The sequence below is a fragment of the Streptomyces sp. NBC_00620 genome (assembly GCF_026341825.1).
Classification (GTDB): Bacteria; Actinomycetota; Actinomycetes; order Streptomycetales; family Streptomycetaceae; genus Streptomyces.
In genome coordinates this window covers 3,995,622-4,017,629 of the sequence record NZ_JAPENY010000001.1, presented here as the reverse complement: position 1 = coordinate 4,017,629, position 22,008 = coordinate 3,995,622, and the positions used below count along the sequence as shown (strand labels likewise).

The window sequence follows — 22,008 nt, the reverse complement described above, 5'->3', positions numbered from 1 at the left end:
ATGTCGAAGATCAAGCCCAGCAAGGGCGCCCCGTACGCACGGATCCTCGGCGTGGGCGGCTACCGCCCCGTCCGGGTCGTGCCCAACTCGGTGATCCTCGAGACGATCGACTCGTCCGACGAGTGGATCCGTTCGCGCTCCGGCATCGAGACCCGGCACTGGGCGAACGACGAGGAGACCGTCGCCGCGATGTCCATCGAGGCGTCCGGCAAGGCGATCGCGGACGCCGGGATCACCGCCGAGCAGATCGGCGCGGTCGTCGTCTCCACCGTGTCGCACTTCAGCCAGACCCCGGCAGTCGCCACCGAGATCGCCGACAAGCTCGGCACGAACAAGGCCGCTGCCTTCGACATCTCGGCCGGCTGCGCGGGCTTCGGCTACGGCCTCACGCTCGCCAAGGGCATGGTCGTCGAGGGCTCCGCCGAGTACGTCCTTGTCATCGGCGTCGAGCGTCTCTCCGACCTCACCGACCTGGAGGACCGCGCGACGGCCTTCCTGTTCGGTGACGGCGCCGGTGCGGTCGTCGTGGGCCCCTCCGAAGAGCCGCACATCGGCCCGACGGTCTGGGGCAGCGAGGGCGACAAGTCCAACACGATCAAGCAGACCGTGCCGTGGGACGAGTTCCACGCCTCTGACCTGTCCGCCCTGCCGCGCAACTCCAAGGGCGAGGTCAAGTTCCCCGCCATCACGCAGGAGGGCCAGGCGGTGTTCCGCTGGGCCGTGTTCGAGATGGCGAAGGTCGCCCAGCAGGCACTGGACGCGGCCGGGATCACCTCGGCCGAGCTGGACGTCTTCATTCCCCACCAGGCCAACGAGCGGATCATCGACTCGATGGTGAAGACACTGAAACTGCCGGAGCACGTCACGGTCGCCCGCGACGTACGCACCACCGGCAACACGTCGGCAGCCTCGATTCCGCTCGCGATGGAGCGGCTTCTGGCGACCGGCGAGGCGAAGAGCGGCGACACCGCGCTCGTCATCGGCTTCGGGGCGGGTCTCGTGTACGCCGCCACGGTCGTTACCCTCCCCTAGGCACACCGTCCGGATCTCTCCGGCCGGAGTACCGCCACACCCTCTGGATACATACCGAAGGAGCGCCTGTTATGGCCGCCACTCAGGAAGAGATCGTCGAAGGTCTCGCCGAGATCGTGAACGAGATCGCCGGGATCCCCACCGAGGACGTCCAGCTGGACAAGTCCTTCACCGATGACCTGGACGTCGACTCGCTGTCCATGGTCGAGGTCGTCGTCGCCGCCGAAGAGCGCTTCGACGTCAAGATCCCGGACGACGACGTCAAGAACCTCAAGACCGTCGGCGACGCGACGAGCTACATCCTCAAGAACCAGGGCTGATCTCCCGATCAACTTGGGCTGACCGCCCGATCCCTGGGCTGAACTGCCCCGCCACCCGGCGGTGGCGCCGCTGAATCCTCGTATCGTTGGAGAAAGAATTCCCGTGAGCCCGACCAATCGCACTGTGGTCGTCACCGGTATCGGCGCAACCACACCGCTGGGTGGCGACGCAGCCTCTACCTGGGAGGGCCTGGTCGCCGGACGTTCCGGCGTCCGCGCCCTGGAGCAGGACTGGGCCGCCGAGCAGGCGGTCCGTATCGCGGCGCAGATCGCCGTGGAGCCGGGCGAGGTCATCCCCCGTCCGCAGGCCCGCCGCCTGGACCGCTCGGCGCAGTTCGCGCTGATCGCGGCCAAGGAGGCCTGGGCGGACGCCGGTTACACCGACCGCGCCGGGGAGGACACCAGTGTCGACCCCGACCGGCTCGGCACCGTCATCGCCTCCGGCATCGGCGGCGTGACCACCCTCCTCGACCAGTACGACGTGCTGAAGGAGAAGGGCGTACGCCGCGTCTCCCCGCACACCGTGCCGATGCTGATGCCGAACGGCCCGTCCGCCAACGTCGGTCTGCTCGTCGGTGCCCGCGCCGGTGTGCACACCCCTGTCTCCGCCTGCGCGTCGGGCGCCGAGGCCATCGGCTACGCGATCGAGATGATCCGTACCGGGCGCGCCGACGTCGTCGTCGCCGGTGGTACGGAGGCGGCCATCCACCCGCTGCCCATCGCCGCCTTCGGCAACATGATGGCGATGTCCAAGAACAACGACGACCCGCAGGGTGCCTCGCGCCCCTACGACGTCGCGCGCGACGGCTTCGTCCTCGGTGAGGGCGCCGGCGTCCTCGTCCTGGAGTCGGCCGAGCACGCCGCGGCGCGGGGTGCCCGCGTGTACGTCGAAGCGGTCGGCCAGGGCATCTCCTCCGACGGCCACGACATCGTGCAGCCGGAGCCCGAGGGCCGCGGCATCGCGCACGCGCTGCAGAACCTGCTCGACAACACCGATCTGGACCCGGCCGAGATCGTGCACGTGAACGCGCACGCGACCTCGACGCCTGCCGGTGACGTGGCGGAGCTGAAGGCGCTGCGCAAGGTGTTCGGCGACGACGCCGACCACATGGCGGTGTCCGGCACCAAGTCGATGACCGGTCACCTTCTCGGTGGTGCGGGCGGCGTGGAGTCGGTCGCGTCGGTCCTCGCGCTGTACCACCGGGTGGCGCCGCCGACCATCAACGTCGAGAACCTCGACCCCGAGGCTGCGGCCAATGCCGACATCGTTCGTGGTGAGGCGCGGAAGCTGCCCGTCGAGGGGCGGATCGCTGCGCTGAACGACTCGTTCGGGTTTGGTGGGCACAACGTGGTGCTTGCGTTCCGGACGGTCTGAGCTGTTCTGAGCTGAACGGTGTGTGGCCCGAACCCCTCGGAGGGGTTCGGGCCACATGTTGTTTGTCGGCCGGCCGCCGGTGGGGGCTGGTCGCGCAGTTCCCCGCGCCCCTAAACCACCTGGTGGAGCCAGCGGACCGGGGCGCCCTCGCCCGCGTATCTGAAGGGTTCCAGTTCGTCGTCCCACGGTTTGCCCAGGAGCTTGGCGAGTTCGGCCTCGAGGTCGGTTTCGCCTCGCTGGGAGCGGAGGAGGGCGGCGCGGAGGCGGTCCTCGGGGATGAGGATGTCGCCGTGGATTCCGGTGACTGCGTGGTAGATGCCCAGTTCGGGGGTGCAGCTGTAGCGCTCGCCCTCGGCCGTGGGGCACGGCTCGGCGGTGACCTCGAAGCGGAGCATCTGCCAGCCGCGGAGCGCGGAGGCGAGCTTGGAGGCGGTGCCGACCTCGCCCTTCCAGGAGAACTCTGATCTCCAGGTGCCCGGCGAGGCGGGCTGCCGGATCCAGTCGAGGTTGACGCGTGTGCCGAGCACTCCGGCGACCGCCCACTCGACGTGCGGGCACAGCGCGCGGGGCGCGGAGTGCACGTAGAGAACTCCACGTGTCGTCACTGGGGCCTCCGGACAGAGCGACGCATCTTGTAACTTAGCGGAACGGCAGTGGCGGGGCGGCCACGTGGCGAGGCTACCGTGCGGCGGCGCAAGGAGTGTGACGTACCGTCGGTCCAAGCGCCCAGAAATATCGAGGTTTCACCCAAGGGGACGCGGTGCTGACCGACCGTGTCTGCCCGGGTGGCGACCGACCCTGCACAACGAACGAGGGGACCAGGGGATGCGGAACCGTAGCCACCGTTCACGGGCCGTCCTCGCCATGGCGGCGGCAGCCCTGCTGGGTGTCGCCGGGTGCGACGCGACCGGTGGCAACTCCCCTGCGCCACAGGGCACCACGGCGAAGGTGCGGCCGTCCCCGAAGCCCACGCCCGCCTGGGACCGCAGCCCGAAGTCAGTGGCCGCGGTCGGCGACTCCATCACGCGCGGCTTCGACGCGTGCACCGTGCTGTCCGACTGCCCCGAGGCGTCCTGGGCGACCGGCAGCGACACGGAGGTCAACAGTCTCGCCGTACGGCTGCTGGGGACGGCCGGGGCGGCCGAGCGCAGTTGGAACTACGCGGTGACCGGGGCGCGGATGGCCGACCTGCCCGGGCAGATGGCGCGGGCCGCCACGGAGAAGCCGGAGTTGGTGGCGGTGATGGCGGGCGCCAACGACGCCTGCCGCTCCTCCGTCTCGGCGATGACGTCCGTCGCCGAGTTCCAGGCCGACTTCGAGGACGCGTTGGGCACGTTGCGCGACGCGCTGCCCAAGACGCAGGTGTATGTGTCGAGCGTGCCGGACCTGAAGCGGCTCTGGTCCGAGGGCCGCAGCAATCCGGTCGGCAAGCAGGTCTGGAAGCTGGGCATCTGCCCCTCGATGCTGGGTGACGCGGACTCCCTCGGCGCGGCGGCGACGCTGCGGCGCGACACGGTTCAGGACCGGGTGGAGGCGTACAACAAGGTTCTGGAGGAGGTCTGCGCCAAGGACAAGTACTGCCGCTTCGACGGCGGCGCGGTCTTCGACTACCGCTTCGGGACTGATCAGTTGAGCCACTGGGACTGGTTCCACCCGAGCAAGACCGGGCAGGCGTGGCTCGCGGAGACGGCCTATCGCATGGTGACGGCGAAGAAGCCGGTGGCCTGACCCGCGCTGACGTGACGTCCATCCGGTCGCCGTCGGCCGGATGGACGTCATGTCGGCGCGGGAGTTCTCAGAGCAGGGCCTCCAGGAGGATGGGGAGGTCGGTGAGGCGTTTGCCGGTGGCGTTGAAGACCGCGTTGCCGATGGCCGCCGGGACGCCGACGATGGTGATCTCGCCCAGTCCCTTGACGCCGATGGGGTCCGCCTGAGGGTCCTCGGTGTTGATGAACGTGGCGTCGAGTTCGGGGACGTCGGCGTTGACCGGGACGAGGTAGTCGGCCAGGCTCGCGTTGACGATCCGGCCGTCGCGGTGGTCCGTGTAGGTGCCTTCCAGCAGGGCCATTCCGATGCCGCCGACCATGCCTCCGATGGCCTGGCTGTGGGCCAGTTTGGGGCTGATGACCCGGCCCACGTCGTAGGCCGCGAAGATACGGCGGATGCGGACGAGGCCGAGCAAGGGATCGACGGACACCTCGGCGAAGACGGCGCCGTATCCGTAGGTGGAGATCCTGGTGTCGATGGTGCCCGGCCCCCAGGTGGCCGTGGCTTCCAGGCTGGGCAGGTCGGCCCGGCTCAGGATCTCGCGGTAGCTGTCCCTGGTGCTGTCGTCGTCGCCCACCCGGAGATAGCCGTCACCGGCGGTCACTTGGGCGGGGTCGGCGCCGTGCAGGGGCGAGGCGGTGTCCGCGACCGCCATGGCGATGAACTTGTTGCGCAGGGCATTGCAGGAGGTGAAGGCGGCGGATCCCACGCTGGCCATGGTGGTGGCGCCCGCGTGCGGGGGCGCGGTGGGGTAGGTGGAGTCGCCCAGTCTGAAGGTGACTTTCCCGGCGGGCAGGCCGAGCGCGTCGGCGGCGACCTGCATGACGGACGTGGTGGTGCCCGGGCCCATGTCGCTGGTGGCCGTGGCCACTGTCGCCGTCCCGTCCGCGTCGATCCGTGCGCGCGAGCCGACATCGCGGCGGTTGTTGTGGTACGAGGCGGTGGCCATCCCCATGCCGATCAGCAGATCGCCCTCGGTGCGGCTGCGCGGAGTGGCGTCGCGCCGCGACCAGCCGAAGCGGCGCGCCCCGGTGTCGAAGCATTCGCGGAGCTTGCGGGTGGAGAACGGAAGCTTTGTCACCTCGTCCCTGGTGGGTTCGTTGCGCAGCCGCAGCTCGATGGGGTCGACGCGCAGATCGTGCGCGAGTTGGTCCATGGCCGTCTCCAGGGCGAAGGCGCTGGTGACGACGCCCGGTCCGCGCATCGAGGACGGTGACTGGGCGTCGATGGCGGTGATTTGGTACTTGGTGCTGGTGTTGGGGACGCCGTAGAGGAACTTCGGCAGGTCGGTCACGCCCTCCTCGTACTCGTCGTAGCGGCAGGTCTCCGTGCGTACCTCGTAGAGGAGACTGTCGACGCGTCCGGCGGCGTTGGCCCCGAGGGCGAGGCGCTGGCGGCTGGCGGGCCGGTAGCCGGTGCCGTAGTAGAACTGGCGCCTGGTCAGGACGACCTTGACGGGTTTGCCGGCCTCGCGGGCGGCGAAGGCGGCCAGGGTGACGTGGTCGTAGGCGCGGATGGCGCTGCCGAATCCGCCGCCGACGAACTCGCTGAGGACCCGGACGTTGCCCACCGGGATGCCGAGCGCGCCCGCCACGGTACGGGCCGCACCCTGGACCCACTGGGACTTGTCCCAGAGGGTGAGCCGGTCGCCCTCCCAGCGGGCGATGGTCGACGGCAGCTCGATGGGGTTGTGGTTCTCCCGGCTGATGGTGAAATCGAGGTCCACCTTGTGGGGCGCCGACTTGAAGGCGGCCTCCGGGTCTCCGCGGCTGTAGTCGGGGTTCGACGGGGCCGTCACGGAGGTGGCGCTTGAGCTGTTGAAGTCGGTCAGGACGTCCTGGCGGTTGTACGTCGCTTCGACGAGTGAGGCTCCATGCGTGGCCGCCTCCAGGGTGTTGGCGAGGACGAGGGCGATCGGCTGGCCGTAGAACACCAGCTCGGTCACTGAGTGGGCGAGCGTCAGGCTGCTGAAGTCGGTCAGTACGCGCACGACGCCGGGGTGGGCGCGGGCCGCGTCCACGTCGATGGCGGACACCGTGCCCCGGGCTGCCGTGCTGTTGACGATGACGCCGTACAGCAGCCCCTCGAACCGGTGCTCGGCGGCGTAGGTGGCAGCGCCGGTCACCTTCAGCCGGGCGTCGACGCGGGAGAGCGCCTGCCCCACAACGGTGTCGGCCATCACTGCCCTCCGATGGTCATGAGCTGACGGCGCACCGTGCGTTCGATGAGCGCGATCTTGAACTCGTTCTCGGACAACGCGGTCGCGCCGTCCGCGGCGTAGGAGGCCGCGTCCGTCCAGGTCTTGCGCCCGGGGCGCTTGCCGACCAGCGCGCGCTCCACCTTCGGCAGCCGCCACGGCACGGTCGCGACTCCGCCGACCGCCACGCGGGCGCCGCGGATGACGCCGCCCCTGATGTCCAGCGCGACGGCCGCCGACGCGAGGGCGAACTCGTAGGACTGGCGGTCGCGCACCTTGAGGTAGCCGGAGCGCCGCGTGTGCGGGCCGGCCGGGATCTCCACGGAGGTGATGAGCTCACCCGGCTTAAGGCTCTGCTCTCGCTGCGGGGTGTTCCCGGGGCGCAGGAAGAACTCCTGGACGGGGATGGCCCGTACGCCGTCGACGCCGCGCACGTGGACGACGGCGTCGAGGGCTACGAGCGCTACGGAGAAGTCCGAGGGGTGGGTGGCCACGCATTGTGCACTGGTCCCCAGGATCGCCTGCATACGGTTGTCGCCGTCGCGGGCGTCGCACCCCGTGCCGGGGGTACGCCGGTTGCAGGCCGAGTGGACGTCCCGGAAATAGGGGCACCGCGGGCGCTGCATGATGTTGCCGCCGATGGACGCCATGTTGCGGAGCTGTGCCGAGGCGCCCAGCTCCAACGCCTGCGCGACGACGGGGTACAGCGAGCGCACACGCGGATGTGCGGCGAGTTCACTCATCCGTACCAGGGAGCCGACCTGGACCCCCGAGGAGGACACCGTGATGTCCTTGTAGGGAAGGCTGTTGATGTCCACCACGCTCGGCGGGCGTTCGACGGTCTCCCGCATCAGGTCGACGAGCGTGGTACCGCCGGCGATGTACCGGCCACCGGCGGCTCCTGCGGTCAGCGCGGCCTTTTCGGTGCCGGCTTTGGTGAAGGCAAAAGGATGCACGGCAAGCTCACCTCTCTTTGGCGGTCTGCTCGATGGCCGAGACGATGTTGGTGTAGGCGCCGCACCGGCAGATGTTGCCGCTCATCCACTCGCGGATCTCCGCCGGGGAGTTGGTGTGCCCCTCCGCGATGCAGGCCACCCCGGAGAGGATCTGACCAGGCGTGCAGTAGCCGCACTGGAGGCCGTCGTGATCGATGAAGGCCTGCTGGAGAGGGTGCAGTTCGTCGCCGTCGGCGAGCCCCTCGATCGTGGTGACCCGCGCGCCGTCGTGCATGACGGCGAGGGTGAGGCAGGAGTTCACCCGGCGGTCGTTCACCAGGACCGTGCAGGCTCCGCAGGCGCCCTGGTCACAGCCCTTCTTGGTGCCGGGAAGGTCCAGGTGCTCCCGCAAGAGGTCGAGCAGCGAGGTCCTGGTGTCCACCGACGCCGACCGCTGCTCGCCGTTGACCGTCAGTCTGACTTCTGACTCCTGGACCGCGGCCGCCGGTGGCTGCCCCTGAGCGCTGTCGGACGTGAACGCCGTGCCCAGCAGGGGCACACTCACGACCGCCGTGGACGCCACCACGAAACTGCGCCGATTGATGGTGGATGCTTCGTCGAACGTATCTGACATATGCCATGCCTTCCGGTATCCGAGAGCGATGGGACCGGACTCACCAAGCCCTTCGAGAGAGCTCGGTCAGCCGCGCTCAAGCATTTCCCCACGGAAAGCTCTGCCGAGGAAATGCGCCCGGTTATCGTAACAGCGAAAACGCGGCAATTCCCGATATGAAGGCACTATGAAGCTTCGATGAGACGCATGGACTTCCCCGGACGGAGTCTGGTACATCAATACTGTTCAAGACGGAGGTCCATATGCGTGATCTACTTCCGACTCTCACTGAGTGGTTCGGCGAAAAGAAGGCGTTCGCCGTCGCCCTGGTGACCGCGGTGGAAGGAAGCTCGCCGCAACGCCCCGGCGCCATGTTCGTCCGAGGTCCGGACGGTGAAGCGCTCGGCGGTGTCTCGGGGGGCTGCCTGGACGCCACGCTCTATGAGCTGGCGGGTGAGGTGCTGGCCGACGGCCGCGCCCAGGTGGTGCGGTTCGACAGCGGGTCGGACGACCTGTTCGAGCCCGGTCTGTTGTGCGGGGGCAGCATGGAGGTCCTTGTGCGGCGCGTCGACCCGGGCACGGACGAGGCCTTCGGGGCGGCCCTGACGTCACTCGCCCGCGGGGCCGCCGTCACGCTCGCCCTGACCGTCGGCAGTGTCCACCCCGAGCGCCTCGGCTCGACCCTGGTCATCACTGGGGAATCGGTCAGCGGCACACTCGGTGCCGAGGAGTGGGACCGTGAATGCCTGCGTCGCCGGGCCGCCGGCGATTCCGGTGTTCTGAATATGAAGAATGACTCCGGTGAGAGAACCTCATTTTTTCTTCACGAGATCTCCGCGCCTCCCAGGATGCTGCTGTACGGGGCTGTGGATTTCGCACGGGCGCTCTCACAGATCGGCGCATTTCTGGGATATCACGTGACCGTGTGCGACGCGCGTGCGGTATTCGCCATTCCTGAACGGTTCCCGTACGCCCATGAAATCGTCGTCGACCAGCCGGCGCGCCATCTCAGTGATGCGAGAACCGATCGCGACACGGTCGTGATATCGCTGACGCACGACCCAAAGTTCGATATCCCGCTGTTGTGTGAAGCACTTCGCCGTCCGCTGGCCTATGTGGGGGCCATTGGTTCACGTCATACGTGTGCCGAGCGGAGCAGGTCGCTGATCGCGGCAGGGGTGACGGAGCGCCAGCTCGCGCGTCTGCGGGCTCCTGTCGGCCTCGACCTGGGCGGGCGCGGCCCGGAGGAGACCGCCTTGTCCATCGCCGCCGAGGTGGTCGCGGTACGTCATGGCCGCCCGGCCACGCCTCTTCGAGCCGGTACGGGGCCGCTGCACGCGGAGGCCGCACCAACATGTGGCCCACTGGCCCGTCCTCTGTCGATGCGGGCATGACCAGGCCGTGGCCGTAGCCCGGCGCAAGGCGTCCGTTCGCGACCGGTTGACCTAGGCTTCCGATCATGTACGACGAACTCTTCGACACCCTTCCCGACGGCACCCCGGTCCACCGCTGGACGCTGGAGCGTTCCGGTGTGCGGGTGCGGGTCCTGACGTACGGCGGGATCGTGCAGTCGGCCGAGATTCCGGACCGGGGAGGGCGGGCCGTGGACGTGGTGCTGGGCTTCGCGGAGCTGGCGGGGTATCTCGCGCATCCGGAGCCGTACTTCGGGGCGCTGGTCGGGCGGTACGCGAACCGGATCGCGGGCGGCCGCTTCCCGCTGGACGGTCTGACGTATCACCTGGCCCAGAACAACGGCACCAACTCCCTGCACGGCGGCGAGTTCGGCTTCGACAAGCGTGTGTGGGACGCGGAGCCGGTCGAACACGGGGTCCGGCTGTCGCGGGTCGCTCCGCACGGCGAGGAGGGTTTCCCCGGGCGCCTGGAGGTCTCGGCGACGTACACGCTGGACGAGGGCGGCGCGCTGCGGATCGCGTACGAGGCGGTCACGGACGCGCCGACCGTGGTGAACCTGACGAACCACACGTACTGGAATCTGGGCGGCCGCGGTTCGGGCAGCGCGGGCGGGCACGAACTCCGCCTCGCCGCCTCGCGGTTGACGCCGGTGGACGTGGATCTGATTCCCACCGGGGAGTTCGAGGGCGTGCACGGCACGCGCTTCGACTTCCGGGAGGCGCGGAAGGTGGGCGCCGGGTACGACCACAACTTCGTGCTCGACAAGGGGCTGACCGGGACGCCGGTGGAGGTCGCCGAGCTGCACGATCCGGCCTCCGGGCGCGTACTGACCGTGGCGACGACCGAGCCCGGCCTCCAGCTCTACACCGCCGACCACCTCGACGGCTCAGGGCCCTTCGCGCCCGGCGACGGCATCGCGCTGGAGACGCAGCACTTCCCCGACTCCCCGAACCGGCCGGAGTTCCCGAGCACCGAGCTGCGGCCGGGCGGGGTGTACAGGTCGGAGACCGTTTATGGCTTCGGGGTGCGCGACTAGGGGCTGGGGGCTCTCGGCTCTCCCCCGAGCCCCGGCCCGGATGTCAGGTTCCGGACCGGGGCTGCTCGGGAGGACGGCTCGCCCTGGCTCAGACCGTAATGGTCGAAGCGACGCGACGGTCCGCGATCGAACGTCCTGCCTGGATCTCGTACGAACCCTTCACAAATGCCCACGAGTTCGCCGTCTCGTCCCAGATCTCGAAGGCGCGGTCCGGGAGTTCCACGACGGCCTCGACGCTCTCGCCGGGTCCGGCCTCGACACCGGCGAAACCGGCGAGCCACCGGGCGGGGCGCTCGGCGTCGGTCTCCACCGGGGCCAGATAGACCTGGACGACCTCGCGGCCGGCGCGCTCGCCGGAGTTGCGGACGCGGATCCTGGCGGTGGTGCCGTCGAGCTCGATCGACTCGTACGTCCAGTCGGTGTAGCCGAGGCCGTGCCCGAAGGCGTACGAGGGGGTGGCGCCGGCCTTGTCCCAGGCTCGGTAGCCGATGAACACGCCCTCGGTGTAGGCGAGTTCGCCGTCGGTCGGGACGACCTGGGTGACCGGGGCGGCCGTGAGGGAGCCCCAGGTGGTGGGTAGGCGGCCGCCCGGCTCGTGTGCGCCGGTGAGGACGTCGGCGAGGGCGGCGCCGCCCTCCTGGCCGGGGAACCAGCTCAGCAGGACTGCCGCGACCTCCTCGCGCCAGGGAAGCTCCACCGGGGAGCCGGAGTTGACGACCACCACGGTGTTCGGGTTGGCGGCGGCGACTGCGTGGACCAAGTCGTCCTGGCGGCCGGGGAGTCGGAGGTCCTTGCGGTCGAAGCCCTCGGACTCGACGCGGTCGGTGGTGGCGACCACGACGACGGCGGTGTCGGCGGCGCGGGCCGCCTCGACGGCCTCGGCGATCAGTTCGTCGGCGTCGCGCTGCGGCTCCTGGTGGGCGAGCGCGAAGCCGATCACCTTCATGGGGATGCCCTCGGGGAGGGTGACGACGTGGGTGAGGGAGACGGTCACCGGTTCGCCCGCGGTCAGTTCGGCCTGGGCGCGGGGCACCGGGGCGCCGAAGAACGCCTCGAAGGGGTCGTCCTTGTCGGTGCGCTGGACGTCGTCGAAGTACGTCGTGCCGTCGACGGTGAGCGTGAAGGCGCCGAGGCCCTTGACGCCGAAGGTGTGCGGGCCGCTGTCGCGCGGGGTGAAGGTGCCGGTCAGCTCGACGGTGTGGAGGGTGTCGTGGGTGACTCCGGCCGGCAGGTCGTCACCCATCCACTGAATCTGGCCGTTGGGCGCGGAGCCGCTGCCGATGACCTCGCCGGCCGCGTCGCGGCAGACGGCGCGCAGCTCGAACCCCTTGTCGGCGACGGCGAGTTCCTCGTTCGGGTCGGCTCCGACGGCGTACGTCAGGCCGCCTTCGGGGAGAGCGGCGGTGAGGCCGTCGAGGGGCGAGACGATCCGGGCGGGGAAGACGGTGGCAGAGCCGCCGCCGAGGACGCGGGCATCGCGGGCGGCGGCGCCGATGAGGGCGACCGTGCCGGGCTTGAGCGGGAGAGCTGCTTGGTTGGCGCCTTGGTCGGCTCCTTGGTTGCGCACGAGCACGAAGGCGCGGCGGGCGATCTCGCGGGCCAGGGCCTCGCCGTCGATGGTGGCGGGCGGCTCGGTGACGACCGGTTCGGCGCCGTCCAGGATGCCCACGCGGGCGGCGAGGCGCAGCACGTTGCGTACGGCCTCGTCGACCGTCGACTCCTGGACGCGGCCGTCGCGTACGGCCTGCGCGAGCGGTTCGCCGTACACCGTCTTCGGTCCGGGCATGGCGACGTCGAGGCCGCCCTCGATGTCGCCGGTCGTGGAGCGGGCGGCCATCCAGTCGGAGACGTTGAAGCCGTCGAAGCCCCATTCGCCGCGCAGGATCTCGTTCACGAGGTAGCGGTGCTCGGTCATGGTCGTGCCGTTGACCGAGTTGTAGGCGGTCATGATGCCCCAGGGGTGGGCGTTCTCGACGATGGCCTCGAAGGGGGCCAAGTAGAGCTCGCGCAGGGCGCGTTCGGAGACGAGGTTGTTCGCCGTGAAGCGGTCGGTCTCGGCGTCGTTGGCGACGAAGTGCTTGACGGTGGTGCCGACGCCGCCGGACTGGACGCCGTTCACGTAGCCGCTGCCGATCGCGCCGGTCAGGTACGGGTCCTCGCTGTACGCCTCGAAGTGGCGGCCGCCGAGCGGGGAGCGGTGCAGGTTCACGGTGGGCGCGAGCAGCACGTGGACGTTCTTGCGGCGGGCCTCCTGGGCGAGGAGGGCGCCGGCGCGGCGGGCGAGGGCCGGGTCCCAGGTGGCGGCGAGCGCGGTCGGGGACGGGAGCGCGATGGAGGGGTCGTCGGCGGTCCAGTGGACGCCGCGGACACCGATCGGGCCGTCGGACATGACCAGCGACTTCAGCCCGATCTCGGGGAGCGCGGGCAGTGACCACATGTCCTGCCCGGAGAGCAGCCTCGCCTTCGCGTCGATGCCGAGCTTGGCGAGAGCCGCCTCGACGACCGCTTCGCGGGCCTGGTCGGCCGCGCTTCCGGCCGTGCTCTCAGCCGTGTTTCCGGCCTGGCTCCCGGCCCGGCTCTCCGCTGTTTCCGCCACGGCGGCACCTCCTCGTTGAAGTCCTTGGACGTCCTCATCCTGCACCCGTTACCTGTAGAGCGGTAGGTTTCGTTATCTTGACGTTATACTCGGGGTGATCGGATGCCGGTACCGTGACGCCATGACCACCAGGACCAGGAGTGAGGAACGGCGCGCGGAGATCGTGCGCGCGGCCCTGGAGGTGATCGCCGAGCGCGGCTACCGGGGTGCGAGCCTGTCCGCGGTCGCCGAGCGTGTGGGCCTCACCCAGCAGGGGCTGCTGCACCACTTCCCCACCAAGGAGGCCCTGCTCGTCGCCGTCCTCAAGGAACGCGACCAGTGGGACGCGGTCCCCAACACCCAGTGGCGGGTCGACCTGCTCAGCTCGCTCGTCGAGTACAACGCCATGCGGCCCGGGATCATCCAGACCTTCTCGGCACTGCTCGGCGAAAGCGTCACGGAGGGGCACCCCGCCCGCGAGTTCTTCACCCAGCGGTACGCGGCCGTGCGGGCGAGCATGGCTTCGGTACTGCGCACCGAATACGGGGAGCGACTCCCGAACGGACTCAGCCCGGAGCGCGCCGCCCCCCTCCTGGTCGCGGTGATGGACGGACTCCAGTACCAGTGGCTGCTTGACCCGGAGTCGGTGGACATGCCGGGCGCGTTCAGGGACTTTCTTACGCTGCTGGGCGAGAATCCCCCGCCGGACTCCCTGCCGGGCTCCCCGTCGGACTCCCCGCCGGGCGAGGGCTGACCGCCGCGACGACCTCCACCTCCACGAGGGCATCCGGTTTGAAGAGGCGGGCGGCCTCGAAGGTCATGCTGGTGGGCGCGGTCCCGGTGAGGAACTCCCGTCGTACGGCGCCGTATTCGTGGAGTCTGCCGATGTCCGTCAGGTAGGTACGGATATTGATGACGTCGGCGAGGGTCGCGCCGTGCGCCTTCAGCAGGGCGTCGATGGTCTCGAAGACGCCGCGGCTCTGTGTGGCGAGATCAGCTCCGTCGGCAACCTGGCCGGAGAGGTACAACAGGGCTCCGCCGCCCGGGAGTTCGACGCGGGCGACCTGGGAGTAGTAGGCGTTGGCGGGCTGGGGTGCGGAGGGCGGGTTGTCGAGCGTGACCTGCACGGGGCTCCTCGGATTCGTTGGGATTCGCGGGTTTCTCAGGCCTGTCGGGCCCGTCGGACTCGTCGAGCCCATCAGGCCCATCGGGTTCGTCAGGACGAGCGGCGAATGTGGGCCGCGGCCTTCGCGATGTCCTCGTGGACGACGGCCGGGTCCGCGGCAGCGCGCCTGAACTGCTCCAACACCGCCTCCATGACCGGGAGTCGGGCCGCCTTCGTCGCCAGGTCGGCGTCCTTCACGGCGAGCGCGGTGTCGAAGTGCACGCCTTCGGCGAAGGCACGGCCGACGGCTCCGCCGAGCGGACCGTTGGTGAGGGCGTTGCGCGCGGTGTCCTCGTCGACTCCGAGGGCGTCCGCCAGGCGCATCGCCTCGGCGACAAGGGCGACCCCGCCGACGACGGAAGCGTTGACGACGAGCTTGAGCGCGGCGCCGGAGCCGAGAGGCCCGGTGCGGGTGACCGTGCCGAAGTGCGCGAGGACATGCTCGACACCGGCCACGTCGCCGCCCGCGAGGATGCCGAGCCGCCCCGCGGCGGCCCTGTCGGTGCTGCCCGCCACGGGCGCGTCGACGAGCGTCACGTCGTCCTTGAGCCGGGCGGCCAGTTCCCTGATCACGTCCGGGCCGACGGTCGACATCTCCACCCAGTACGCGCCCGGGCGCAGCTCCGGCACGACGGCGTCCGCGACCGCGTCGAGCGCCGCCGGGCCGGCGAGCATCGTGATCACCACATCCGCGTCCCGCACGGCCTCCGCCGGGGTGGCGGCGAGCGTGGCTCCCTCGGCGAGCAGCGGCTCCGCCTTGGCGGCGGTGCGGTTCCACACCGTCAACGGGTGTCCAGATCCCAGGAGTTGGCGGGCCATTGGGACGCCCATGTGGCCGAGTCCGAGAAAGGCGATCTTTTCCATGCCTTCGACGCTAGGTACGCACGGGCGATGCGACAAGCGAATGTCTAGCATGGGTGACATGCAGAACACGCATGACAATCTGACGGGCGGCGCGGTCGGGGCTGCCTCGGACGCGGTCGGAACCGGCGAGGACGCTCCCGATCTCTCGACCGTGTGGCTGCGGGTGTTCCTGGACGTCGCCCGGCACGGTTCGTTCACCGTGGCGGCGCGCACCCTCGGGTGGACGCAGTCCGCGGTGTCGCGGCAGATCTCCTCGCTGGAGTCGGCGCTCGGCGGGGCCCCGCTCTTCGACCGGCTGCCCCGGGGCGTACGGCTGACGGAGGCCGGGCGGATCCTCGTGCCGCACGCCGAGGCCGTGGTCGAGCGGCTGCAGGGGGCGGAGCGCGAGCTGACGGCGCTACGGGAGGTGGCGGGCGGACGGCTGCGGGTGGGCGCCTTCGCCACGGCCGACGCCGCCCTCGTACCGCGGACCATCGCCGCGTTCCGCACCCGCCACCCAGGGGTGCGGCTCACCCGCGAGGAGGGGCTCACGCCCGTACTCCTGGAACGGCTGTCCGCCGGCAGTCTGGACCTGGCGATCGTCTCGACGACGGGCCGGGCCCCGCTGGACGCGTACACACTGCACCACCTCCTCGACGAGTCCCTGTACGTCGCCGTCCCCGCCGGCCACCCGCTCGCCGCCGAGCCCTCGGTACGACTCCCCCAACTCGCCGACGCCGACTGGATCTCCGGCGGCTCCCGCCCCGAAGGCACCCTCCTCGACGCGGCCCTGCGGCACGGCTTCCGCCCGCGCGTGGCGCACGTCGTGGCCGAGTGGACCGCCAAGCAGGGATACGTCGCCGCCGGTCTCGGCGTGGCCCTGATCCCGGCGCTCGCCGCGGAGTCCGTACGTCCCGACATCACGCTGCTCCCGGTGCTCGACGAGGCCGCACCCGCGCGGGCGGTGTACGCGGCGACGGTACGAGGGCGGTCCCTGACCCCGGCGGCGGAAGCGTTCCTTCGGGCACTGCGGGAGACGGCCGCGAAGATCCCCACCTGAGCCACACCCCATGGCGTACGTCCCGTCGGTCACGCGATACTGCGGCCATCCGGCAGCACCCCACGGCGACGGAAGGCCTGAATTCCCTTGACGCACATACGTGTTCGGATCGGCGTACTCGGACTGGCCCTGGTGGCGGGGCTCTCGGCGGCGCCCAACGCGTCCGCCGCCTCCTCGGCCGCCGAGACCTTCACCGTGGAGGAGCTGCGGCTCGACAAGGCCGCGCCTCAGGAGATCCTGGCGCGCTCCGGATTCGACTCCGTGGCACCGGAGTTCGCGCGGGCGCTGGGCAGGGCCGACTCGTACGCGCAGGCCGAGCGCATCGTCGTACGGCAGGGTTCGCAGCTGTGGACACGTGCGGTCGACCGGGCACAGGGCCGGGGACCGGCGGGCGGAGACCTGAGCCGGGACGACGACCGGCCGCTGTACTGGGCGCGGCTGGGCATGACACGCGAAGTGCGCCAGTGGGAGCCGGAGTTCGGGCTCACGGATGCCCAACGAGACAAGCTGTTGGGCAAGTTGGAGGAGACCTCGCGCGGCCAGGACGCCATCCGCTACCCGCACGGCAAGAGCGTGAAGCGGATCCTGGTCACCGGATTCGACCCGTTCACGCTGGACCGTGACATCCGGATCTCCAACCCCTCCGGAGCCACCGCCCTCGCCCTCGACGGCACGACGATCCAGACCGCGGACGGGCCTGCACGCGTCGAGACGGCCATGTTCCCCGTCCGCTGGCAGGACTTTGCCGACGGGATGGTGGAACGGACGCTACGGAAGCAGCTTCCCTGCGTGGACCTGTTCACGACGGTGAGCCAGGGCCGGGTCGGCCGGTTCGACGTGGAGCGGACCAACGGGGCCTGGCGGGGCGGTTTCCCCGACAACGAGAACCTCTCGCGGACCGAGACCGTCCCGGTCACCGATCCGGCCTCGCAGCCGCAGTGGACGTCAACAACCCTGCCGTACAAGGCGATCGTGGACGCGAGCACGGGCCGCTTCCCGGTGTACGACAACACGTCGGTGACCGAGATCCCGGCGGGCGGCACGGAGCAGGTCGTACGTCCGGACGGTCCGACCCCGGGCTCGGTGGCCCGTTCCGGGGGCGGCGGGAACTACCTCTCCAACGAGATCGCGTACCGCGCGACGCTGCTGCGCGACCGGCTCGGGCTGCATGACGAGTTGCCGGGTGGGCATGTGCACACACCGGTGCTGCAGTTCGGGACCGGCAACACGGACCCGGCGACCGGGACCGTCACCGACCCCGAGTTCGTACAGAACCGGCTGGACATCATCGCGCAGGTGCGGGCGATCCTGACGGTGGCGGTGGACGCGGGTCAGCCCTCCTGACGGGGGGCGTGGACGCCGGTCAGCCCGCGGACGCCGGCTGCTGGTCGTCCGCGCCGTTCCTGTCCCGGTCGCCGTCCGTCGTCTCCTCGCCCAGCAGGTCGCGGGCCATCAGTGTGGCGCCCGCGACCGCGCCGGGCATCAGGAAGACAGCGACGAAGGGGACCAGGAACGAGACCGCGAGGGGGGTGCCGAAGCCCCAGATCAGGGTCTTGCGGGAGCGGAGCAGGGTGAGGCGGTCGCGGAGCTCGACTCGGCGGCGCTGCAGGGCCACCCCCGCCAGTTCCTCCGTCAGGAAGAAGCCGGTGACGAAGAAGCCGATCACCGGGACCGCCGTCTGGCCGACGAACGGGATGAAGCCGAGCGCGAAGAGCAGCACGCCCCACAGGGCCGCCCTGGCGACGATACGGAGGCTGTCGCGGGCCGAGATCCACAGCTCCCGCCACAGCGGCAGGCCCGACTCGGGGGCCGTGCCGTCCGGGGAGACGTCACGGTCGACCTTCTCCGAGAGGTTCTCGTAGAAGGGCTGGCCGATGAGGAGGGTGACCGCCGTGAAGGTGACCACGGAGAGCAGGAGGGCGAGCGCGAACAGTACGGCGGTGAGGAACCCGCGGAAGAGGCCCTGCCAGGGGCTGGTCCAGTCGTCCGCGAACGGGGTCGACCAGGTGATGAAGTCGTCGCCGTATATCGCAAGGGCGACGAGGGCCGCCGCGTACAGCACGAGGGTGATCAGCCCCGGGAGCAGGCCGAATCCGTACTGTTTCCCGTGCCTCGCCACCCATCGCTGGCCCTGTAGCAAGTAGTTGAAGCCCACCCCGAAGTCACGCATGGGGGAACTTTAGCGTCGATGGTTCATGGGGTTCGTCGGCTGCCTGACGGACCCTGTGTGGTCTGCCGGCCCGAGGCGCTCGGCCCTCGGCGCAACTCTCGGCTCTCGGCGCGACTCAGGACGTCTTCGTAGCGGACCGCTTCGCGCTTTTGCTTCCTTTGGCGCCCGTACCGGTGCGCCTCGGCTTTGCGGGCACGCTCTTTCGCGTTGTGGCCTTCTCCGTGCGTGCCGCCGTCCGCGACGGTTCTGCCCGGGTCGGCGCCGTCGGCCACTTGAGTTCGATCTCCAACTCGATCTCCCCATCGCCGATCTCGACCTCGATCTCACTGCGAAGGTCGTCGGGGATCCGCAGGCTCAGAGTTGCCGGGCCGAGTTCCAGTTCTGCATCCTCGCCTTTCCGCAGCGCGGCTGCGAGTGCCGTGAGCTGGTCGGCCGCCTCAAGGCGTGACAGCGAGCGCTTCTGCTCGAACTTGAAGTCCTTCATGGGTGTCTCCGATCCGGAAGCGACCTGGTGTCGGGCCGCGCCTCGAGGCTGTCCCCCGTTTCATCGCTCCGAGGGACTGGGAGCGGTGCACAGCGCCCAGATCACGAAGCCGCTGTTCCAATCTCGGCCCACCGGGATCACACCGCACCTCGGGGTGCCCGACCGGGAGTGGGGTTCTAGGGTTGTAGGGAGCTTCGCGTTCGCGGAACCCGGTTCTCTCCGCCTCGTAGCTCTCTCGGGCTCGGAACTCACCAGGAGGGCATGCGACATGTCCACTGCATCTGAAACCCCTGTCCTGGACACCCTCGCCGCCATGACGGTCGACTCGATCGAGCGATGCGGGCTGGCCCCGGACATGCTCATACTCACGCGCATCGCGGCGCTCGCCGCCTCGGACGCCCCGCCGATCTCCTACGCGGCCCATATCGACCCCGCTCTCAAGGCCGGTCTCACCGCCGAACAGTTGCAGGACGTCCTGGTCGCCATCGCGCCCATCGTGGGCACCGCCCGCGTCATGACAGCGGCGGGCAACATCGCCAAGGCACTCGGCATCGTCATCGCCGTCGCCGATGCCGAGATCGAGGCTCAAGGCTGAGAGCGGACGCCCTCGCCGACGCGTGCGTTCACCCGGAGCCGTCGCGGCCATCGCGGTGACACAGTGCGCGCACGCGGCGTGCGACCGGCACGGACCGCGGCCCGCACTGCGGGGTCACGCGCCGGGGTGGTTGGCCACCTCCTACCCGTACGGCCCACCTGGGCGTGCCGTCTCGCCGTAAAGCGGCGGGAATGGAGGGAGGTCAATCCCCCGGGAGCCCTCCATGACCACCCCGCACAATTCGTCCGAGCCCGATGCCGCCCCCGAGGGGGACGCGGGTGACGCGGCCGGAAGTGGACACAAGCACGGCTCGGCGGCCGCGCGGATCACGCGGAAGATCGCCTCGGCAGTACTCATCGTCCTCACCTGCATCCTGGTGCCGATCGCACTGCTCACGGTGTGGGTGCACGGCATCGCTCTGGACACCGACCGGTACGTGGCGACGGTCTCGCCGCTGGCCTCGGATCCGGCGATCGAGGCCGCGGCGGTCAACCGCATTACCCAAGCCGCCGACGTGCGGGTGAACGGCAGCCAGGCCGCTGCGGACATCGCCGCCTGGCTGCAGTCGCAGGGACTACCGCCGCGGGCAGCGAACGCCGTGAAGGGTCTGGGCCCGCAGCTCGACTCCGTGGTCAACGACACGGTGGAGAAGGTGGCCACACGCTTCGTGGAGAGCGACCGCTTCGAGCGGATCTGGACGAACGCCAACCGGGAGGCCCACTCCGCGGTCGTGCACGCGCTCACCGGCGAGGGCCGAGGAGCCGTGGGCGTGAACGGCGGAACAGTCACCCTCGACGTCGGCGAAGCCGTCGACCAGGTCAAGGAAGCGCTCGTGGACGCCGGCCTGTCGCCGGCCGCCAAGATCCCCGACGTCGACAAGCAGATGGTGCTCTTCCAATCGGACCAGCTGAAGAAGATCCGCGACGGTGCCCATCTGCTGGACGTGATCGGGAACTGGTTCCCCGTGCTCGTCGTGCTGATCGGCGCGGCCGGTGTGCTGCTGGCCCACCGGCGCCGCCGGGCCCTGGCCCGTACCGCCCTCGGCGCGGCCTTCGCCTGCCTGGTCGTGGCCATCGGCCTGGTCATCGCCCGCCGCTACTACCTGGACCACCTCCCGACCCAGGTGCAGTCGGAGGCCGCCGCGGCAGCCATCTTCGACACCCTGCTGCACTTCCTGAAGGTCAGCCTGCGCACGGCGATCGTCCTCGGCGTGATCATCGCGCTGGGCGCCTACCTGATCGGCCCCGGACGGCTGCCACGCGCCGTCCGCGGCACATCCGAGCGCGCCGCGGACTCCACAGCGCAGTGGGCCTACGGCCACCAGGTCCGCACCGGCCGGGTGGGCACCTGGACCCAGGCCCACCGCCACTGGATCGCCCTGGCCGCCCTGCTGATCGTCGCCCTGGTCTTCGCACTCTGGAACCACCCGACAGTCCTGACCATCCTGCTACTGGTCGTCATCCTGCTGGCCCTGCTCGCACTCCTCGCGCTCCTCGCCGCCTCCGGCCGCGTCACCCTCGACGCCGAGCGGGTGGCGCCACCGCGCCCGGAGGGCGGCGAGTGACGCTCTGCCTGTGCTGTCACGCGCCCTTCGGGGCGCGCCGGAACGGGAGTGTCTGACACGGACATCTTGAGCCCGCCGGGGACGGGTGAGCCGCAGGGGTCTATTCGCTGACGGGTCGTCTGGATGCGATGCCGGTGGGCTGTGGTGAGGGTCGTTGGTGTGCTTCGGCGTTGGGGCGGTGCTGTGTCAGTCGCCGGCTGGTACGGCTGCCAGGAGATTGGGCACGCCGCAGGCGCCTGCGAGGAGGTCGGCGTAGGCAGTGAGGATGCGGCGGGTGTCCATGAGGGCTGCGCGCAACTCGTCGGATTGGGGCCAGAGTTGTTCGTGATCACGGCGTGAGCGGTCGGCGGGGCGCTGGTTTTCCCAGTCCTCAAGCGCCGGGTGCCAGCGGGCGAGCAGGGGGCGGATGCCGAAGTTGAGCATGGCGACGGCCAGGTAGCCGAAGTTGTACTGCCCGTTGCGCTTGGGCTCGGCCACCTCCGGGCCGTGTTGGCGCAGCACGTCGCGAGTGGTGGCAAACAGTGAATACATGCTGGTGAGCGCCTCGCGGAGGAGGCCCTCATCGGCTCGCAGTGGTACTACTGAGACCCGGGTCACCAGTTCCACGTAGACCTCCCAGGCCGCGCGCCGTTCAGCGTCGTTCGGCTCCCATGTGCCGGAAATCTCCAGCACATGCAGGTTCAACTTCACATCTACGCTCTTCGGCGCCCGCGCCATGAATGTTCCCCTCGGCTGCCTACGAATTGTCCCCGGGTCTTACTGTTCACGGTACCGGGATGATCTACCGGTACCGTCTGGCAAGCCTGGCATGGGGCGGAAATCTGGCCGACCACCGTTTGTTGAATTCGAAGGCTCTGCGGACCG

21 protein-coding genes are annotated in these 22,008 nt (G+C 69.9%); 11 read left to right on the top strand and 10 right to left on the bottom strand.

Annotated features, from left to right (window positions below; translation table 11 throughout):
* From OG246_RS18370 to OG246_RS18360, 3 genes are all read left to right on the top strand, one after another.
* The gene (locus tag OG246_RS18370; protein WP_266463232.1) at positions 1–1,032 is read left to right on the top strand and encodes a ketoacyl-ACP synthase III; all 1,032 of its coding nucleotides are present in this window, start codon (positions 1–3) and stop codon (positions 1,030–1,032) included.
* 71 nt (positions 1,033–1,103) lie between these two features.
* The gene (locus tag OG246_RS18365; protein WP_266463227.1) at positions 1,104–1,352 is read left to right on the top strand and encodes an acyl carrier protein; all 249 of its coding nucleotides are present in this window, start codon (positions 1,104–1,106) and stop codon (positions 1,350–1,352) included.
* Positions 1,353–1,455: 103 nt separating this feature from the next.
* Positions 1,456–2,727, top strand: coding sequence for a beta-ketoacyl synthase (locus OG246_RS18360; protein ID WP_266463224.1), 1,272 nt, complete (start codon positions 1,456–1,458; stop codon positions 2,725–2,727).
* A 110-nt stretch (positions 2,728–2,837) separates the two neighbouring features.
* On the opposite strand, the gene OG246_RS18355 is transcribed toward OG246_RS18360, so the two are convergent.
* A complete protein-coding gene (locus OG246_RS18355) occupies positions 2,838–3,332 on the bottom strand; it encodes a DUF3145 domain-containing protein (RefSeq protein ID WP_266463221.1) in 495 nt (164 codons plus the stop codon).
* A gap of 220 nt (positions 3,333–3,552) precedes the next feature.
* Between OG246_RS18355 and OG246_RS18350 the strand changes: the two genes are divergently transcribed.
* Positions 3,553–4,455: an SGNH/GDSL hydrolase family protein gene (locus OG246_RS18350; RefSeq protein WP_266463218.1), complete on the top strand. Its 903-nt coding sequence runs from the start codon at positions 3,553–3,555 to the stop codon at positions 4,453–4,455.
* A gap of 67 nt (positions 4,456–4,522) precedes the next feature.
* On the opposite strand, the gene OG246_RS18345 is transcribed toward OG246_RS18350, so the two are convergent.
* The 3 genes from OG246_RS18345 to OG246_RS18335 are packed head-to-tail and all read right to left on the bottom strand — an operon-like array spanning position 4,523 to position 8,260.
* Entirely contained in the window at positions 4,523–6,673 is a 2,151-nt protein-coding gene (locus OG246_RS18345; protein ID WP_266463214.1) for a xanthine dehydrogenase family protein molybdopterin-binding subunit, read from the bottom strand.
* Positions 6,673–7,647 (bottom strand): xanthine dehydrogenase family protein subunit M, encoded by a 975-nt coding sequence (locus OG246_RS18340; RefSeq protein ID WP_266463210.1) that lies wholly within the window; start codon positions 7,645–7,647, stop codon positions 6,673–6,675. The genes OG246_RS18345 and OG246_RS18340 overlap by 1 nt, the downstream gene beginning before the upstream one ends.
* Positions 7,648–7,654: 7 nt before the next feature.
* Positions 7,655–8,260 (bottom strand): (2Fe-2S)-binding protein, encoded by a 606-nt coding sequence (locus tag OG246_RS18335; protein ID WP_266463206.1) that lies wholly within the window; start codon positions 8,258–8,260, stop codon positions 7,655–7,657.
* A gap of 242 nt (positions 8,261–8,502) precedes the next feature.
* On the opposite strand from OG246_RS18335, the gene OG246_RS18330 reads away from it, so the two are divergent.
* Together OG246_RS18330 and OG246_RS18325 are read left to right on the top strand one after the other, a co-directional pair.
* The gene (locus OG246_RS18330; protein ID WP_266463203.1) at positions 8,503–9,633 is read left to right on the top strand and encodes an XdhC family protein; all 1,131 of its coding nucleotides are present in this window, start codon (positions 8,503–8,505) and stop codon (positions 9,631–9,633) included.
* A 65-nt stretch (positions 9,634–9,698) separates the two neighbouring features.
* Positions 9,699–10,688 (top strand): aldose epimerase family protein, encoded by a 990-nt coding sequence (locus OG246_RS18325; protein ID WP_266463199.1) that lies wholly within the window; start codon positions 9,699–9,701, stop codon positions 10,686–10,688.
* Between the two features lie 88 nt (positions 10,689–10,776).
* Here the strand turns inward: OG246_RS18325 and OG246_RS18320 are convergent, their stop codons facing one another.
* Positions 10,777–13,284 carry a beta-glucosidase gene (locus OG246_RS18320; protein WP_266463195.1) on the bottom strand — a complete coding sequence of 836 codons (2,508 nt, stop codon included), beginning with the start codon at positions 13,282–13,284 and terminating at the stop codon, positions 10,777–10,779.
* Between the two features lie 121 nt (positions 13,285–13,405).
* Between OG246_RS18320 and OG246_RS18315 the strand changes: the two genes are divergently transcribed.
* Positions 13,406–14,017, top strand: a complete 612-nt coding sequence (locus OG246_RS18315) for a TetR/AcrR family transcriptional regulator (protein ID WP_266463192.1) — start codon at positions 13,406–13,408, stop codon at positions 14,015–14,017.
* Here the strand turns inward: OG246_RS18315 and OG246_RS18310 are convergent.
* Both OG246_RS18310 and OG246_RS18305 read right to left on the bottom strand, forming a co-directional pair.
* Positions 13,941–14,390, bottom strand: a complete 450-nt coding sequence (locus OG246_RS18310; RefSeq protein ID WP_266463187.1) for a RidA family protein — start codon at positions 14,388–14,390, stop codon at positions 13,941–13,943. The genes OG246_RS18315 and OG246_RS18310 overlap by 77 nt on opposite strands.
* 89 nt (positions 14,391–14,479) lie before the next feature.
* Positions 14,480–15,292 (bottom strand): NAD(P)-dependent oxidoreductase, encoded by an 813-nt coding sequence (locus OG246_RS18305; RefSeq protein ID WP_266463186.1) that lies wholly within the window; start codon positions 15,290–15,292, stop codon positions 14,480–14,482.
* Positions 15,293–15,350: 58 nt separating this feature from the next.
* Here OG246_RS18305 and OG246_RS18300 point away from each other — a divergent pair, with 58 nt between their 5' ends.
* Together OG246_RS18300 and OG246_RS18295 are read left to right on the top strand one after the other, a co-directional pair.
* Positions 15,351–16,331, top strand: a complete 981-nt coding sequence (locus OG246_RS18300; RefSeq protein ID WP_266463184.1) for a LysR family transcriptional regulator — start codon at positions 15,351–15,353, stop codon at positions 16,329–16,331.
* Positions 16,332–16,418: 87 nt separating this feature from the next.
* Complete coding sequence (locus tag OG246_RS18295; protein WP_266463183.1) at positions 16,419–17,675, top strand: pyroglutamyl peptidase; 1,257 nt, start codon at positions 16,419–16,421, stop codon at positions 17,673–17,675.
* Positions 17,676–17,694: 19 nt separating this feature from the next.
* Here OG246_RS18295 and OG246_RS18290 read toward each other — a convergent pair whose 3' ends face one another.
* Positions 17,695–18,501, bottom strand: coding sequence for an EI24 domain-containing protein (locus tag OG246_RS18290; protein ID WP_266463180.1), 807 nt, complete (start codon positions 18,499–18,501; stop codon positions 17,695–17,697).
* A 115-nt stretch (positions 18,502–18,616) separates the two neighbouring features.
* The gene (locus OG246_RS18285) at positions 18,617–18,985 is read right to left on the bottom strand and encodes an amphi-Trp domain-containing protein (RefSeq protein WP_266463178.1); all 369 of its coding nucleotides are present in this window, start codon (positions 18,983–18,985) and stop codon (positions 18,617–18,619) included.
* A gap of 268 nt (positions 18,986–19,253) precedes the next feature.
* Here OG246_RS18285 and OG246_RS18280 point away from each other — a divergent pair, with 268 nt between their 5' ends.
* Together OG246_RS18280 and OG246_RS18275 are read left to right on the top strand one after the other, a co-directional pair.
* The gene (locus tag OG246_RS18280; protein WP_266463175.1) at positions 19,254–19,580 is read left to right on the top strand and encodes a carboxymuconolactone decarboxylase family protein; all 327 of its coding nucleotides are present in this window, start codon (positions 19,254–19,256) and stop codon (positions 19,578–19,580) included.
* Between the two features lie 223 nt (positions 19,581–19,803).
* Positions 19,804–21,144, top strand: a complete 1,341-nt coding sequence (locus tag OG246_RS18275) for a hypothetical protein (RefSeq protein ID WP_266463172.1) — start codon at positions 19,804–19,806, stop codon at positions 21,142–21,144.
* 186 nt (positions 21,145–21,330) lie between these two features.
* Here OG246_RS18275 and OG246_RS18270 read toward each other — a convergent pair whose 3' ends face one another.
* Positions 21,331–21,834: a hypothetical protein gene (locus OG246_RS18270; protein ID WP_266463170.1), complete on the bottom strand. Its 504-nt coding sequence runs from the start codon at positions 21,832–21,834 to the stop codon at positions 21,331–21,333.
* Between the last annotated feature and the right edge of the window lie 174 nt (positions 21,835–22,008).

Excerpts from the sequence above, each read along its gene's own strand:
- OG246_RS18365 (WP_266463227.1), top strand. The coding sequence starts at position 1,104 with ATGGCCGCCACTCAGGAAGAGATCGTCGAAGGTCTCGCCGAGATCGTG.
- OG246_RS18315 (WP_266463192.1), top strand. The coding sequence starts at position 13,406 with ATGACCACCAGGACCAGGAGTGAGGAACGGCGCGCGGAGATCGTGCGC.
- OG246_RS18275 (WP_266463172.1), top strand. The coding sequence starts at position 19,804 with ATGACCACCCCGCACAATTCGTCCGAGCCCGATGCCGCCCCCGAGGGG.
- OG246_RS18305 (WP_266463186.1), bottom strand. The coding sequence starts at position 15,292 with ATGGAAAAGATCGCCTTTCTCGGACTCGGCCACATGGGCGTCCCAATG.
- OG246_RS18350 (WP_266463218.1), top strand. The coding sequence starts at position 3,553 with ATGCGGAACCGTAGCCACCGTTCACGGGCCGTCCTCGCCATGGCGGCG.
- OG246_RS18325 (WP_266463199.1), top strand. The coding sequence starts at position 9,699 with ATGTACGACGAACTCTTCGACACCCTTCCCGACGGCACCCCGGTCCAC.
- OG246_RS18330 (WP_266463203.1), top strand. The coding sequence starts at position 8,503 with ATGCGTGATCTACTTCCGACTCTCACTGAGTGGTTCGGCGAAAAGAAG.
- OG246_RS18290 (WP_266463180.1), bottom strand. The coding sequence starts at position 18,501 with ATGCGTGACTTCGGGGTGGGCTTCAACTACTTGCTACAGGGCCAGCGA.
- OG246_RS18300 (WP_266463184.1), top strand. The coding sequence starts at position 15,351 with ATGCAGAACACGCATGACAATCTGACGGGCGGCGCGGTCGGGGCTGCC.
- OG246_RS18280 (WP_266463175.1), top strand. The coding sequence starts at position 19,254 with ATGTCCACTGCATCTGAAACCCCTGTCCTGGACACCCTCGCCGCCATG.
- OG246_RS18285 (WP_266463178.1), bottom strand. The coding sequence starts at position 18,985 with ATGAAGGACTTCAAGTTCGAGCAGAAGCGCTCGCTGTCACGCCTTGAG.
- OG246_RS18370 (WP_266463232.1), top strand. The coding sequence starts at position 1 with ATGTCGAAGATCAAGCCCAGCAAGGGCGCCCCGTACGCACGGATCCTC.
- OG246_RS18345 (WP_266463214.1), bottom strand. The coding sequence starts at position 6,673 with ATGGCCGACACCGTTGTGGGGCAGGCGCTCTCCCGCGTCGACGCCCGG.
- OG246_RS18335 (WP_266463206.1), bottom strand. The coding sequence starts at position 8,260 with ATGTCAGATACGTTCGACGAAGCATCCACCATCAATCGGCGCAGTTTC.